The organism is Nocardioides sp. GCM10030259 (genome assembly GCF_042666375.1).
Taxonomy (GTDB): Bacteria; Actinomycetota; Actinomycetes; order Propionibacteriales; family Nocardioidaceae; genus Nocardioides.
On the sequence record NZ_JBHTDF010000002.1, the window covers coordinates 306,849 to 319,643 of the forward strand.

A 12,795-nucleotide genomic window follows, 5' to 3' on the forward strand; every position below is an offset into this window, starting at 1 on the left:
ACAGCGCGACCCAGTGCACAACCAGGAGGCTCCGGTGGAGACGACTCCGGATCAGCACGTGCCCTCGTGGGACGAGATCGTCGAGCAGCACTCCGATCGCGTCTACCGACTCGCCTACCGCCTGACCGGCAACCGCCACGACGCCGAGGACCTGACCCAGGAGGTCTTCGTCCGGGTGTTCCGGTCCCTCTCGACCTACACGCCGGGCACCTTCGAGGGCTGGCTGCACCGCATCACCACCAACCTCTTCCTCGACCAGGCGCGCCGCAAGCAGCGCATCCGCTTCGACGCCCTGTCCGACGAGCGCGCCGAGCGGCTCACGTCCGCGACGCCCGCGCCGGAGACGGCGTACGCCGACCGGACCTTCGACGACGACATCGAGCGCGCCCTCGCGACGCTGCCGCCCGACTTCCGGGCCGCCGTGGTGCTGTGCGACGTGGAGGGCCTCAGCTACGAGGAGATCGCGGAGATCCTCGGCGCCAAGCTCGGCACCGTCCGCTCCCGCATCCACCGCGGCCGCAACATGCTGCGTGCCGCCCTGGCGCACCGCGCCCCCGGTGCCGGGCGGGTGCGGTACGCCGGCCCGCTGCTCTCGGGACAGTCGTCGTGATCGGTCCGGGCCACCTCGGACCGCGCATCAGCGCGCTGCTCGACGGTCAGCTCTCGCCGGAGGACACCGAGCGGGCCTGGGCCCACGTCCACCAGTGCCACACCTGCCGCGACCAGGTCGAGCGCGAGGGCTGGGTGAAGACCCGTCTCGCCGGGCTGGCGTACGGCGCCACCGAGGCTCCGGCCGGGCTGAAGGGATCGCTCCTCGGTCCGCTGCCCATGGTGGCAGGCGACCCGTTCCTCGTCGACGACCGCGACGGCCGGCGTCGCCAGCTCGGACTCGTCGCCCTGGGCGGCGGCGCCGTCGGTGCGGCGTTCATGGGCGTGCTCGCGCTCGGGATCGCCCCCGCCGACGCGCCGACGATCGACCGTCGGGCGCCCGTGACCGTCATCCAGACCCCGCAGGCGCCGGCCCAGACGCCGCCGAGCTCGCTGCGCTCCGTCAACCCGTTCCTTCGCCAGCAGCAGTGATCCGGCGGCTCCGCCGGCCCCCGGAACGCGTGGTTCCTTCGGTCACGGGACATGATGGAGCCGTGAGCCACGACGACGCCACGGCCGGCACCGAGCCGACCCGGCCGCTGCCGTACCAGCCGCCGACCGCGCCGGCACCCTCCTGGGTGCCGCCGACCACGCAGGCCCCGCCGTACACGCCGGCCTGGCACGTGGCCGCGCCGCCGTCGCCGCCGCGGCACGCGACCCCGCGCGGCCGGGTGCCCGGCTGGCTGTGGCCGGTCGTGTGCGTGCTCGCGCTCGTGCTCGGCGTGCTCGGCGGGCTGGTGGGCGGCGCCGCCTACGAGCGGATCCAGGACGACGAGGGCACGGTCGACGGCGGACTCGCCGCCGTCGACACGGTCTCCGTGCCGCCGCTGCCCCTCGACAACGGCTCGATCGCCGCCGTCGCCCAGAAGCTGCTGCCGAGCACCGTGCAGATCATCGCGGAGTTCGAGGGCGAGGAGGGTGGCGCCACGGGGTCCGGCTTCGTGCTCGACCGCCAGGGCCACGTCGTCACCAACAACCACGTGGTCGCCGACGCCGCCGACGGCGACGGCCCGATCGAGATCGTCGACCGCGACGGCGACCGGTACGACGCCACGATCGTCGGCCGCAGCCCGGTCTACGACCTCGCGGTGCTGTACGTCCCGGAGGCCCGCGGCCTCGCGCCCGCGGCACTCGGCGCCTCGCGGGGGCTCGTCGTCGGCGAGGGCGTCGTCGCGATCGGGTCGCCGCTGGGGCTCAGCTCCACGGTGACCGCCGGGATCGTCAGCGCGCTGCACCGCCCGGTGACCACCGGCGACTCCGGCAACGAGTCGTCGTACATCAACGCCGTGCAGACCGACGCGGCGATCAACCCGGGCAACTCCGGCGGGCCGCTGGTCAACCTCCGCGGCCAGGTCGTCGGGGTGAACTCCGCGATCGCCACCGCGGGCGGCGCGATCGGCGGCGAGTCCGGCAACATCGGCGTCGGCTTCGCGATCCCGATCGAGCAGGTGAAGGTCACCACCGACCAGATCCTGCGCACCGGCGAGGCGAAGTACCCCGTGATCGGCGCCCAGGTGAAGACCGGCGAGACCGACGGCGACGGCGCCGAGATCGACGCGGTCATGCCGGACACGCCGGCCGAGGCCGGTGGCCTGCAGAAGGGCGACGTCATCACCGCGGTCGACGGCTCCCGCGTCACCGACGGCATCGCACTCATCGTCGCGATCCGGACCCACCAGCCGGGGGAGCAGGTCGAGTTCACCGTCGTCCGCGACGGCGAGGAGCGGACCGTCCAGCTCACCCTCGACGGCGAGGTCGGCTGAGCCGCGAATTCTCACTCGACGGGGGTCTCCTCCTCGGAGGACGACTCGACGAACGGGTGCTGGCGGACGAAGGTGCGCGTGTCGTCGTACATGCGCTGGATGAACTCCTCGAGCTGGTCGGCCTCGACCCGCCACTGACCGCGCCCGCCGATCTTGATCGCCGGCAGCTCGCCGCGCCGCACCAGCGCGTAGACCTGCGCGCTCGAGGTGTTGAGCACCTCGGCGACGTCGGCGAGGGTGAGGAAGCGGGGACTCGCGGCCATGGGGCCATCGTCGCACCTTCGCGGGGGTGGCCGGGACCGACCCCGCAGGCCTGTGGATGACCGGGTTTCGGCGTCGGGCGCCGGGGTGATCATGTCGTCGTGAGTCTCGGGGTCAGGCACGACGAGCGGGACGCCGGCCGTCGGCCCGGCGGCCGCGACGCCGTCCCGGTCGCGCCCGCGACCCGTACGTCGACGCCGGGGTGGCGCGACCCACGGCTCTGGATCGGCCTGCTGATCGTCGCCGTCTCGGTCGTCGCGGGCTCCCGGCTGCTCGCCGCCGCGGACGACACCGTCCGGGTCTGGGCGGTCCGGGCCGACGCAGGCCCGGGCGCGCAGCTGACCGAGGCCGACCTGGTCGCGCGGCGGGTCCGGTTCGCCGACGCCGGCGACCTGGCCGCCTACTACGCCGTCGACGCAGCCCTGCCCGACGGCCTGCGCCTGGTGCGCGGCGTCGGTGCGGGGGAGCTGCTGCCCCGCGGCGCCGTCGGCGAGGACGACGCCCCCGTCGACACGGTCGAGCTGCCCGTGGCCGTCGAGACCGAGCAGGTGCCGCCGACCGTCGGCGCCGGCTCCGTCGTCGACGTCTACCTCGTCGGCTCGCCCGCCCGCGGTGGCGACGACCGGGACACCGAGCCCGGCACGCCGGTGCTGCGCGAGGCGACGGTGGTCGACGCCCCCGCGGTCGACTCCGGGTTCGGCGGCTCGGCCGGCCGTCGACAGCTGGTGCTGGCGGTGCCCGAGGAGGCGGCCGCGGCGTACTTCGCCACAGTCGCGGACCTCGATGCCCCGGTGCTGACCGTGGTCCGCCGGGGCTGACATGGCCGACCGGGTCGTCGCGCTGATCGTCGCCTCCGGCGCGGCGTGGGAGCCGGAGGCGTTGCGCCTGCTCGGTGACCACCCCCGGGTCGTCGTGCTCAAGCGCTGCGTCGACGTCGACGACCTGCTGGCTGCCGCGTCCGCCGGTCAGGCGGACGTCGCCGTCGTCGGCATCGATGCTCCGGGCCTCGACCGGGTCGCGGTCGACCACCTGCGCGCGAACGGCGTCCGCCCCGTCGCGATCGCGAGCGGGGCCGCCACCCTCGACGGCGGGCGGCTGCGGGCCGGCCGGATCGGCATCCGGGTCGTGGTCACCGACGACCGGCTCGACACGCTCGCCGACGTGCTCTGCGCCGACGACCAGCCGCCGACCCAGGTACGCCGGCCCGAGGCGCCCGCGCCCGAGGCACCGCCGGCCGCACCGGCGGCCGCCGTGGCCGGCCGGGTCGTCACGGTCTGGGGACCGGCCGGCTCCGGCCGGACGACGCTGGCGTCCGCGCTCGCCGCGGAGATCGCCCGACGCCGCCGGACGGCCGTGCTCGTCGACGCCGACCCGTACGGCGGCGCGGTCGCCCAGCAGCTCGGGATCCTCGACGAGGTCTCCGGCCTGCTCGCGGCCGTGCGCCTGGACGCCGCGGGACAGCTCGAGGAGCGGCTCGGCTCGGTCCAGCGGGGCCTCGACCGGCACCTGAGCGTGGTGACCGGCCTGCCGCGCGCCGACCGGTGGGTCGAGGTGCGGTCCGGCACGCTCGAGGCGCTCCTGGCCCTCGCGCGCACGCGCGCCGAGGTGGTGGTCGACACCGGCTTCAGTCTCGAGGACGACGCGGTGCCCGACCTCGGCGGCCGGCCCGGCCGCAACCACTTGACGATCGCCGCGCTCGAGACCGCCGACGAGGTGCTGGTCGTCGGCGGCGCCGACCCCGTCGGGCTGTCCCGGCTGGCCCGCGGCCTGGTCGAGGTCCGCGAGCGCCGCGCCGGCCTGCCCGTCCAGGTCGTCGTCAACCGGATGCGCCCGACGCTCGGCTGGACCGAGCGCGAGATCGTCGCGATGGTGTCGGGCTTCGCCCGGCCGAGCGCGATCCACTTCCTCCCCGACGACCAGCCGGCGGTCGACCGGGCCCTCGTGGCGGGCCGCACGCTGGTCGAGGGCGGCGACTCCGAGCTCGGTCGAGCGGTGGCCCGGATCGTCGACGGGCTGCTCCCGCCGGTCGGCTGATCCAAACCGGCGGGCCCGGAACGCTCAGGCGGGCTCCCGCGGTGCCGACCATTCCCCCGTGTGGGAACTCGATGACCTGGAACCGGCGGCCGCCGAGATGGAGACGCGTCTGCTCCATCCGAACGGCCGACGGACGGCGTTCGTGTCCCCGCTGCTCGGCTCGATCGTCCCTGCGCTGATCCCGCGGATGTCGCGGACCGAGCTCGGCATGCTCGGCGCCCTGCGCGGACCGGTCAGCCCGACCGTGCTGCCCGCAGGAGCTCCGCCCGACCTCCTCGTCAGCCAGGTGCGCGTGCGCGCCAACCTGGTGCGCTTCTACCTCGACCTGCTGCCGGGCCTCGAGAAGGTCCACCGCAACGGCATCGACGCCCTCTGCGACGTCGCGACCGTGCTCCACCTCGAGCGGTGGATCCGGCCGGCGGTCACCGAGCAGACGCTGCGCCCGCTGCGCCAGCTGGTCGGACCGGAGGAGCAGCTCGGCTTCGGTCCCGGGTACGACGAGGTGCTCGACGTGCTCCACGGCATCGCCGACTTCACGGGGAGCGCCCGCCGGGTGCAGGCCGTGACCGCGGCGTGGGTCGCCCACTCGGAGTACTACTGGGACGGCATCGCCGACACCTTCCTCGCCACCGCCTCGGTCACCGGCCGCCAGGCGTCCCTGCGGATGGTCACCCGGGTCACCACGGTCTCGAGCCCGACCGTCCGCCGCAGCCCCGTCTTCCGCGCGACCCGGCTCCGCGCCGCGGCCGTGATCCTCTCCGACGTCGTCGACGAGCAGCTCGTGGTCAGCGCGAGCGAGCCGTGGCTGGCCGGCATGTCGGCCGGCCCGACCGCCGCCTGAGCAGCGGTCAGGACGCGAACAGCAGGTAGAGCCCGCCCACGGTGAAGGCGATCATCGCCACCAGCAGCGGCAGCTGACCGGTGAGCTGGTGGCGCGGCGGCAGGATCCGGACCGCCCGGTCGTGTGCCGCGATCACCCCGAGGACGTGGCCGGCGACCACGGCCAGCACCTTGACGTTCGCCAGCAGCGTCGGGTGGTAGCTGAGCCAGTAGTTGACGTCGAGGTCCGCCGTGCCGAGGAAGTCGCTGCCGTTGCTGAACGGGTCGCTGAGGTGGACCAGCGTCATCTGCCCGACCTCGACGAAGTAGCTGAGGTAGTGCGCGACGACGTACCCGACCACGATCGGCGCCACCGAGTGTGCGAACAGGTTCGGCAGCTCGAGCCGCTTCAGGTCGTCGCCGAGGCCGGTCAGCATCGTGCCGGCCGCGAACACCAGGCCGACGCCGACGCAGAAGGTCAGCAGTGCCAGGTTGTTGAGGAGGTACGACGAGGTCGTCGAGCCCTGCACGAACTGGATCCAGCGCGTGGAGTCCTTGAACGAGTCGAACGCCGTGCTGCCGAAGAGCACCGCGACCACCGCGAGCAGGCCGGGGCGGACCGGCGTCGCGTCGAGGTTGGCGAGCGGGCTGCGGATCACCAGCATGCCGGTGTCGCCCGGGCCGCGCCGACCCCAGGCGGACATCCGCGAGACGAGCGTCGAGTACACCTCGAACGGGTCGGCCCGCTCGTAGAAGACGTTGCCGAAGAGCGCGCCGCCGACCAGCATCACCGCGACGTACGCCGCGCACCACAGCCGCACCGGGCCGAGCTCGGTGGAGTAGGGGTAGACCAGCTCGAGCCAGACGAACGCGTAGAGCCCGATGGCCGCGGGCCAGTGGCCGAGCCACGCGGGGTAGGTGAAGACGCCCTTCTCCGGGTCGCTGCCCGACAGCTTCGCGAAGGCGAGGTTGATCGTGCGGACCGGGCTGATGGCCTTCCACACCGGACCGAAGAGGAGGGAGAGCGGGACCAGCCCGACCCACCACCAGACGTAGAACACCCCGAAGACGGGGTTGATGACGAGGTCCTCGCCGAACACCGCGGCGGCGCCGACGTAGAGGAACAGCGCCATGCCGAGCACGCGCCACAGCACTCGCCACCAGGTCGAGTCGACGATCGAGACCAGCCACGCGGGCGCCGGCCGGCCGCTGGTCGCCGAGTCGTACCGGGGGGTGCGCCACGCCACCGCGAGCACGGTGAACGACACGACCAGCGCCGCGGTCGCACCGGCGATCGCGAGCTCGGGCGAGATCGGCAGGTCTGTCGCCCCGCCGATCCCGTGGGCGAGGCTGGAGCCGTCGGACAACTAGCTGACCTCGAGCTGGACGATGACCTGGTCGAGCGTGTGCGACTCGACGTCGACGACGCCCGGCCGGTCGATGCCCTGGATCGTCACGGTGCTCTCGCCCGCGGCGTACTCGAGCTCCTGCTCCGGATCGGAGTGCACGTGGATCTCACCCGGCTCGTCGGCGGTCACCGCGAGCTCGACGTCCTGGCCGACCGCGACCTCGACCCGCTCGCCGTTCGGCGTGACGGTGCCGCCCTCGAAGGTCACCTCGACGACCTTCGCGTCGGTGGAGCCGCCCGAGGACCCACCGTTCGACGAGGGCTCCTCCTCGTCGCCACAGGCGGTCGCGAGCGAGAGCGTGGCGAGCACTGCGGCCACGGCTGCGAGGGTACGTCGCATGCGTGCATCCTTCTGGTGCGGGTGATGTCTGTCAGAATCCCATGTCGTACCAACCGTCGGTACGCCGGGTCCACCGGCCGACCGTGACGAAGGGGGACGGATGAGCGAGCGGCTCCGGCCTCGGGACGTGGCCCTGCTGGCCGAGGAGTCTCCGTCCACGCCGATGCACAACGCGACGGTCGAGATCTTCGACCCGGGGGACTCCGGCTTCGACTACGCGTGCCTCGTGCGGCTGGTGCAGGACCGCATCTCGTTCGTGCCGCGCTACCGCCAGCGGATCCAGACGGTGCCGGGCCGGATCGCCAACCCGGTCTGGGTGGACGACGAGAACTTCGACATCGGCTACCACGTCCGACGCTCCGCGCTGCCGCGGCCGGGCAGCCTCGACCAGCTGCGCGAGCTGGTCTCGCGGATCGTCTCCCGTCCGCTGGACCGCAGCCGCCCGCTGTGGGAGATCTACGTCGTCGAGGGGCTCGCCGACGGCCAGGTCGCGCTGCTCACGAAGTCCCACCACGTGCTGGTGGACGGCAGCCAGACCGTCGACATCGGCCAGGTGCTCCTCGACAAGACCCCGGACGCCAAGGAGCTCGGCCACGACGACTGGCGGCCGCACGGCCGCCCCTCGCCGTTCTCGCTGATGGCCGGTGCGGTCAAGGACTCGGTCAGCGACATCGACACGGTCACCGACACCGTGGTCTCGACGACCGGCTCGCTGCTGCGCGGCTTCGCCGACGGCGCGCGTACGACGGGCCGCGTGGTCGACGCCCTGACCAATCGCACTCCACGCGCGGAGTCGCCGATCATCGGGCCGCTCTCGCAGCAGCGGCGGGTGGTGACCGTCCGCACCGACCTCGCCGACCACCGCAAGGTCCGCGAGGCGCACGGCGGCTCGGTCAACGACGTCGTGCTCGCCACGGTCACCGGCGCGCTGCGCGCCTGGCTGATGTCCCGGGGCGAGTCCATGCGCGGCATCCGCCGCATCCGGGCGCTGGTGCCGGTCTCGGTGATCGACGAGGAGCTCGAGCCCACCTCGCTCGGCAGCCAGATCGCGGCCCACTTCGTCGACCTGCCCGTCTGGGAGGCGAGCCCCGTGGTCCGGCTGCACCAGGTGTCCTACTCGTTCCTCGCCCACAAGGAGACCGGCCGCGGGATCCCGGCCTCGCGGCTGGCCGGCATGTCCGGCTTCGCGCCGGCGACGTTCCACGCGCTCGGCGCGCGGGTGGCGGCCGTCGAGCGCCGGCGCGGCTACCAGCTGTGCGTCACCAACGTGCCCGGCCCGCAGGCGCCGCTCTACGCGGCCGGTGCGCGGATGGCCGCGACGTACCCCGTGCCGCCGCTCTTCGAGGGGCGCCCGCTCGCGATCGGCGTGACGTCGTACGACGGAGCGGTGTACTACGGCCTCAACGCCGACCGCGACATGCTGCCCGACGCCGACCTGCTCGGCCCGTGCATCACCGAGGCGCTCGACGAGCTCGTCGACTCCGCGTCGGCGGGCCGCACGCGCGCACCGCGCGGTCGCCGCAAGCGCGCCGCGAAGAAGGCCGACTCGTGAGCCACCGCGTCTACGTCGCGCTCACCCTCGGCGGCCTCGCCTCCGCCGACGCCGACGGCGAGGTCGTCGTCGACGACGACCTCGTGGTCGCCGTCGACGACAGCGAGGAGGAGGAGTACGCCGCGCTGATGACGGCCGCCGACCTCTCGACGGTGCTGCTCGAGGGACCTGGGCGGCGGGTCGTGCTCGTCGCCGAGCTCGACCGGGTGCCCGAGCCCGGCGACGTCATCCCGCGCAAGCGCTGGGTCGCCGTGCACGCCGACGCGTCCGACCGGCCCGCCGACGCCGACCCCGACGAGGACCTGGGCTGGTTCGGGGTGCAGGAGATCGAGCACCTGATCTGAGCCGGTCCGGGTTTGGGGGCGCGGACCGGCAGTGAGAGCATCGCAACATGGACGCTGTCACCACCCCGCCGGCTCCCACGAACGAGCCGAACCTCACCTACGCACCCGGCACCCCGGAGCGCAAGGAGCTCGAGGCCGAGATCGCGCGGCTCGAGAAGAAGCAGAAGCCGCTGCGTGCCTATGTCGGCGGTCGCTGGAAGGCCGGCGGCGGCGCGGAGATCCAGGTCGTCCAGCCGCACGACCACCAGCACGTGCTCGGCACGCTGAAGAACTCGACGCAGGCCGACGCCCGCGCCGCGGTCAAGGCGGCGACCGAGGCGGCGCCGGGCTGGCGGGACATGTCGTTCGACGACCGGGCTGCGGTCATCCTCAAGGCGGCCGACCTGCTGGCCGGCCCGTGGCGCCAGCGCCTCAACGCCGCGACCGTGCTCGGCCAGTCCAAGACGCCGTTCCAGGCCGAGATCGACGCCGCCTGCGAGCTGATCGACTTCTGGCGCTACAACGTCCACTACGCGCGCGGGATCCTGGCGGACCAGCCGATCGCCAACAGCCCCGGCGTGTGGAACCGCACGGACCACCGGCCGCTCGAGGGCTTCGTCTACGCGATCACGCCGTTCAACTTCACCGCGATCGCGGGCAACCTGCCGACGGCCCCGGCGCTGATGGGCAACACGGTCATCTGGAAGCCCTCGCCGACCCAGCAGCTCGCCGCGTCGCTGACGATGGAGCTGCTCGAGGAGGCCGGCCTGCCGCCGGGCGTCATCAACATGCTCCCGGGCGACGGGCTCGAGGTCTCCGAGGTCACGCTGGCCTCCCCGGACCTGGCGGGCATCCACTTCACCGGCTCGACGCCGACCTTCCAGCACCTGTGGCGCACGGTCGGCGAGAACATCGCGTCGTACCGCTCCTACCCGCGCATCGTCGGCGAGACCGGCGGCAAGGACTTCATCGTCGCCCACCCCTCGGCCGACCCCGAGGTGGTGCGGACCGCGATGATCCGCGGCGCCTTCGAGTTCCAGGGCCAGAAGTGCTCGGCCGCCTCGCGGGCGTACGTCGCGCGCTCGGTGTGGAAGAAGATGAAGGACTCGTTCCTCTCCGAGATCGAGTCGATCACCGTGGGCGACCCGACCGACTTCTCCAACTTCATGGGCGCGGTCATCGACGACCGGGCGTTCGCCAAGCACAAGAAGGCGATCGAGCGCGCGAAGCGGTCCCGCAAGCTCGACATCCTCGTCGGCGGCACCCTCGACGACTCGGTGGGCTACTTCGTGAACCCGACCGTCGTCGAGGGCGGCGACCCGACCGACGAGATGTTCACGACCGAGTACTTCGGCCCGATCCTCGCGGTCCACGTCTACGAGGACGGCGACTTCGAGAAGGTCGTCCGCGGCATGGAGTCGATCGCGCCGTACGCGCTCACCGGCGCGGTCATCGCCCAGGACCGCCGTGCGATCGCGTGGGCGCAGCGGGAGCTGCGGTTCGCCGCGGGCAACTTCTACATCAACGACAAGCCCACGGGCGCCGTCGTGGGCCAGCAGCCGTTCGGTGGCGGGCGCGCGTCGGGCACCAACGACAAGGCCGGCGCCGCGGTCAACCTGCTGCGGTGGACCAGCCCGCGGTCGATCAAGGAGACCTTCGTCCCGCCGACCGACTACCGCTACCCCTACCTCGGCTGATGGCCCTGCCCCAGGTCGCGACGGCGCTGCACATGGGCGCCCTGCACACCTACGAGCAGGCGCTGGTGCTGGCGCTGGCGTTCGGCCCGTTCGTCGTGCTCGGGGCCGTGATCGTGCAGCGGCGCCGGCACGACGCCGCGCAGGACGACCTCGAGGATCAGCGCGACAGGTAGTCGTGCGCGACCCGCTCCTCGGCGCGCAGCGCCTTGCGGAGCAGGTCGCCGATCAGCTTCTCGATCTTCCCGCCGACCAGCGGGATGTTGACCGTGATCTCGACGTCCACGGTCTCGGACGTCGTCGTGCCGTCCTCGACGAGCTCGATGCTGCCCACCATCTGGCCCGGCTTGCCCGGGATCGTGACGTGCAGGTCGGCGTGCTCGGTCGAGGTCCACTCCTCGCGCTGCACGATGTTGATCTCCGAGCCGACGAACTTCTTCGCGAACCCGGGGATGCCCTCCGCCGGCTGCACCTGGTCGACGACCACCACGACCGTGTCGCCGTCCTGCTCGAAGCGCGCCGAGCCGGTCAGCGACCCCTGCGCGGCGATGACCTCGTCGCGGTACGCCGGGTCGTCGAGCATGGCGCCCACCTCGGCGAGCTGGGCGTCGTATGTCATCGTGTGGGTGAACCTCATGGCCGACATCATGCCGGTCCCTGAGGCTCGGGCCGTCAGTCCCCGGGCCACTCACCGGTCCAGCGCTCGAACATGCGAGCGCCGCCGCGGTCGATCAGGGCCCGGACGACGGAGAAGATCGCGCCCTGGACGAGGGCGGCGACGAGGATCTTCGACAGGTTGAACTCGGACTGCAACGGCGTCGGCGGGTCGTCGGAGCTCTGGGGGTCGAGCCGCTTCCACACCTGCTGGAAGATCTGCCCGGCGATGAGCCCGCCGACGAGGCTCGCGACCAGCCCCCACGGCCGGTACAGGATCTTGGCCGACTTGCTGGACCGCTTCTCGCCGGCCGCGGGCCCGGTCATCTGTCTGGCCATCAGCGCCGCCTCCTCGACCGTCGCGGCGAGTTGTTGCGGCGCCACAGCACGACGACCACGACGGCGGCCGCCGCCGCGATCACGCCGCCCCCGAGGCCGAGCGTGGCCGGGGTGGGCTTGCCTTCGTCATCGGTCGCCCGGGCCCGGAGCCCGCGCAGTCGCGCGGACGCGTTGTCCCTGGCGTCGCTGAGGGCCCCGCGGACCCGGGTCTTCACGTCCAGCTTCGCGGCGAGCTGGTCCACCGTCTCGGCCAGGTCCGCGCGGGTGCGGTCGATGTCGGCCTGCAGTGCGGCGACCTCCGGGGTCGCGTCGTCGGTGGGCATCGGGTCCGGCGGGGCGTGCCCGTCGGCGCGGTGGGCGCCGGGGCCTCCGGCGGTGTCGTTCGTTGCCATGTCAGGGCTCCCTCGCTCCTGGGTGTGGGTCGGCGGGTCAGTGCTCGCGGGCGTGCTTGACCGCCTCGACGTCACGCTTGACGTTGTCGACGGCGCGCTCGGGCATCGGTGGCGTCGCCTCGGCCACCCGCTTCTTGCCGAGCAGCGCGGCGATCCCAGCAGCAGCGAGCAGCACGACGGCGACGATGAGCGCGGCGAGCCAGGCGTCCATCACGAGGGCAAGAGCGAGGATGACGGTGGCGATGACGACCGCGATGCCGTAGAGGGCCAGGATGCCGGCCCCTCCGAGCATGCCCGCGCCGATGCCGGCCGTCTTCGCCTTGCCCGTGACCTCGACCTGGGCGAGCCGCAGCTCGTCGCGCACCAGCCGGGACACGTCCTCGGACAGACGGGACACCAGGTCTCCCGTCGTGCTCTCTCCAGTACCGGCCCCGGAGGGGTCGTTGTTCACAGCCATGTGGTCCTCCCCAAACCCTCAGCCCGCCCGGCCGGCGCCTCCTGGGCGGCGGCCACACGATGCAGGCGGCTTGCTGGTCAGGTGCCCACCTCGACCCCAGGCATGCGAGGG

The 12,795-nt window shown here is 73.1% G+C and carries 17 protein-coding genes; 10 read left to right on the plus strand and 7 right to left on the minus strand.

All coding sequences use genetic code 11. From position 1 onward, the window contains the following. Positions 1-34: 34 nt before the first annotated feature. The 3 genes from sigE (at position 35) to ACFQQI_RS01785 (ending at position 2,411) form a co-directional block, all read left to right on the plus strand. Positions 35-610, plus strand: coding sequence for an RNA polymerase sigma factor SigE (sigE, locus tag ACFQQI_RS01775; protein ID WP_378557006.1), 576 nt, complete (start codon positions 35-37; stop codon positions 608-610). Beyond that, positions 607-1,080 carry an anti-sigma factor family protein gene (locus ACFQQI_RS01780; RefSeq protein WP_378557009.1) on the plus strand — a complete coding sequence of 158 codons (474 nt, stop codon included), beginning with the start codon at positions 607-609 and terminating at the stop codon, positions 1,078-1,080. The genes sigE and ACFQQI_RS01780 overlap by 4 nt, the downstream gene beginning before the upstream one ends. Before the next feature lie 62 nt (positions 1,081-1,142). Continuing rightward, on the plus strand, positions 1,143-2,411 hold the full coding sequence (locus ACFQQI_RS01785) for a S1C family serine protease (protein ID WP_378557012.1): 1,269 nt from the start codon (positions 1,143-1,145) through the stop codon (positions 2,409-2,411). Between the two features lie 11 nt (positions 2,412-2,422). Here ACFQQI_RS01785 and ACFQQI_RS01790 read toward each other — a convergent pair whose 3' ends face one another. Next, entirely contained in the window at positions 2,423-2,674 is a 252-nt protein-coding gene (locus ACFQQI_RS01790) for a helix-turn-helix domain-containing protein (RefSeq protein WP_378557015.1), read from the minus strand. A gap of 99 nt (positions 2,675-2,773) precedes the next feature. On the opposite strand from ACFQQI_RS01790, the gene ACFQQI_RS01795 reads away from it, so the two are divergent. The 3 genes from ACFQQI_RS01795 to ACFQQI_RS01805 are packed head-to-tail and all read left to right on the plus strand — an operon-like array spanning position 2,774 to position 5,547. Further along, entirely contained in the window at positions 2,774-3,490 is a 717-nt protein-coding gene (locus ACFQQI_RS01795) for a hypothetical protein (RefSeq protein WP_378557018.1), read from the plus strand. A 1-nt stretch (position 3,491) separates the two neighbouring features. Then, positions 3,492-4,706, plus strand: coding sequence for a CpaE family protein (locus ACFQQI_RS01800; RefSeq protein ID WP_378557021.1), 1,215 nt, complete (start codon positions 3,492-3,494; stop codon positions 4,704-4,706). A gap of 58 nt (positions 4,707-4,764) precedes the next feature. Then, positions 4,765-5,547: a hypothetical protein gene (locus ACFQQI_RS01805; protein ID WP_378557024.1), complete on the plus strand. Its 783-nt coding sequence runs from the start codon at positions 4,765-4,767 to the stop codon at positions 5,545-5,547. 7 nt (positions 5,548-5,554) lie between these two features. On the opposite strand, the gene ACFQQI_RS01810 is transcribed toward ACFQQI_RS01805, so the two are convergent. Together ACFQQI_RS01810 and ACFQQI_RS01815 are read right to left on the minus strand one after the other, a co-directional pair. Beyond that, complete coding sequence (locus ACFQQI_RS01810; RefSeq protein WP_378557026.1) at positions 5,555-6,892, minus strand: hypothetical protein; 1,338 nt, start codon at positions 6,890-6,892, stop codon at positions 5,555-5,557. After that, positions 6,893-7,273, minus strand: a complete 381-nt coding sequence (locus ACFQQI_RS01815) for a hypothetical protein (RefSeq protein ID WP_378557029.1) — start codon at positions 7,271-7,273, stop codon at positions 6,893-6,895. A gap of 100 nt (positions 7,274-7,373) precedes the next feature. On the opposite strand from ACFQQI_RS01815, the gene ACFQQI_RS01820 reads away from it, so the two are divergent. Genes ACFQQI_RS01820 through ACFQQI_RS01835 form a run of 4 tightly spaced genes read left to right on the plus strand, consistent with a single transcriptional unit; the run spans position 7,374 to position 11,018 of the window. Further along, the gene (locus ACFQQI_RS01820; RefSeq protein WP_378557032.1) at positions 7,374-8,825 is read left to right on the plus strand and encodes a wax ester/triacylglycerol synthase family O-acyltransferase; all 1,452 of its coding nucleotides are present in this window, start codon (positions 7,374-7,376) and stop codon (positions 8,823-8,825) included. Further along, positions 8,822-9,169 carry a DUF6912 family protein gene (locus ACFQQI_RS01825; RefSeq protein WP_378557035.1) on the plus strand — a complete coding sequence of 116 codons (348 nt, stop codon included), beginning with the start codon at positions 8,822-8,824 and terminating at the stop codon, positions 9,167-9,169. Before ACFQQI_RS01820 ends, ACFQQI_RS01825 begins: the two co-directional genes overlap by 4 nt. Positions 9,170-9,216: 47 nt before the next feature. After that, positions 9,217-10,845, plus strand: coding sequence for an L-glutamate gamma-semialdehyde dehydrogenase (gene pruA, locus ACFQQI_RS01830; protein WP_378557038.1), 1,629 nt, complete (start codon positions 9,217-9,219; stop codon positions 10,843-10,845). After that, positions 10,845-11,018, plus strand: a complete 174-nt coding sequence (locus ACFQQI_RS01835) for a hypothetical protein (protein WP_378557041.1) — start codon at positions 10,845-10,847, stop codon at positions 11,016-11,018. Before pruA ends, ACFQQI_RS01835 begins: the two co-directional genes overlap by 1 nt. Here ACFQQI_RS01835 and ACFQQI_RS01840 read toward each other — a convergent pair. The 4 genes from ACFQQI_RS01840 to ACFQQI_RS01855 are packed head-to-tail and all read right to left on the minus strand — an operon-like array spanning position 11,003 to position 12,684. Next, positions 11,003-11,479 (minus strand): DUF2505 domain-containing protein, encoded by a 477-nt coding sequence (locus ACFQQI_RS01840; RefSeq protein ID WP_378557044.1) that lies wholly within the window; start codon positions 11,477-11,479, stop codon positions 11,003-11,005. The genes ACFQQI_RS01835 and ACFQQI_RS01840 overlap by 16 nt on opposite strands. 35 nt (positions 11,480-11,514) lie before the next feature. Next, positions 11,515-11,835, minus strand: a complete 321-nt coding sequence (locus ACFQQI_RS01845) for a DUF4235 domain-containing protein (protein ID WP_378557047.1) — start codon at positions 11,833-11,835, stop codon at positions 11,515-11,517. Continuing rightward, a complete protein-coding gene (locus tag ACFQQI_RS01850) occupies positions 11,835-12,227 on the minus strand; it encodes a DUF3618 domain-containing protein (protein WP_378557050.1) in 393 nt (130 codons plus the stop codon). Before ACFQQI_RS01850 ends, ACFQQI_RS01845 begins: the two co-directional genes overlap by 1 nt. Before the next feature lie 37 nt (positions 12,228-12,264). After that, complete coding sequence (locus ACFQQI_RS01855; protein ID WP_378557053.1) at positions 12,265-12,684, minus strand: phage holin family protein; 420 nt, start codon at positions 12,682-12,684, stop codon at positions 12,265-12,267. Positions 12,685-12,795 lie beyond the last annotated feature (111 nt).

Bases quoted from the DNA above. Each gene is read 5' to 3' on its own strand.
- ACFQQI_RS01790 (WP_378557015.1), bottom strand. From the start codon at position 2,674: ATGGCCGCGAGTCCCCGCTTCCTCACCCTCGCCGACGTCGCCGAGGTG.
- ACFQQI_RS01800 (WP_378557021.1), top strand. From the start codon at position 3,492: ATGGCCGACCGGGTCGTCGCGCTGATCGTCGCCTCCGGCGCGGCGTGG.
- ACFQQI_RS01815 (WP_378557029.1), bottom strand. From the start codon at position 7,273: ATGCGACGTACCCTCGCAGCCGTGGCCGCAGTGCTCGCCACGCTCTCG.
- ACFQQI_RS01820 (WP_378557032.1), top strand. From the start codon at position 7,374: ATGAGCGAGCGGCTCCGGCCTCGGGACGTGGCCCTGCTGGCCGAGGAG.
- pruA (WP_378557038.1), top strand. From the start codon at position 9,217: ATGGACGCTGTCACCACCCCGCCGGCTCCCACGAACGAGCCGAACCTC.
- ACFQQI_RS01835 (WP_378557041.1), top strand. From the start codon at position 10,845: ATGGCCCTGCCCCAGGTCGCGACGGCGCTGCACATGGGCGCCCTGCAC.
- ACFQQI_RS01840 (WP_378557044.1), bottom strand. From the start codon at position 11,479: ATGAGGTTCACCCACACGATGACATACGACGCCCAGCTCGCCGAGGTG.
- ACFQQI_RS01845 (WP_378557047.1), bottom strand. From the start codon at position 11,835: ATGGCCAGACAGATGACCGGGCCCGCGGCCGGCGAGAAGCGGTCCAGC.
- ACFQQI_RS01850 (WP_378557050.1), bottom strand. From the start codon at position 12,227: ATGGCAACGAACGACACCGCCGGAGGCCCCGGCGCCCACCGCGCCGAC.
- ACFQQI_RS01855 (WP_378557053.1), bottom strand. From the start codon at position 12,684: ATGGCTGTGAACAACGACCCCTCCGGGGCCGGTACTGGAGAGAGCACG.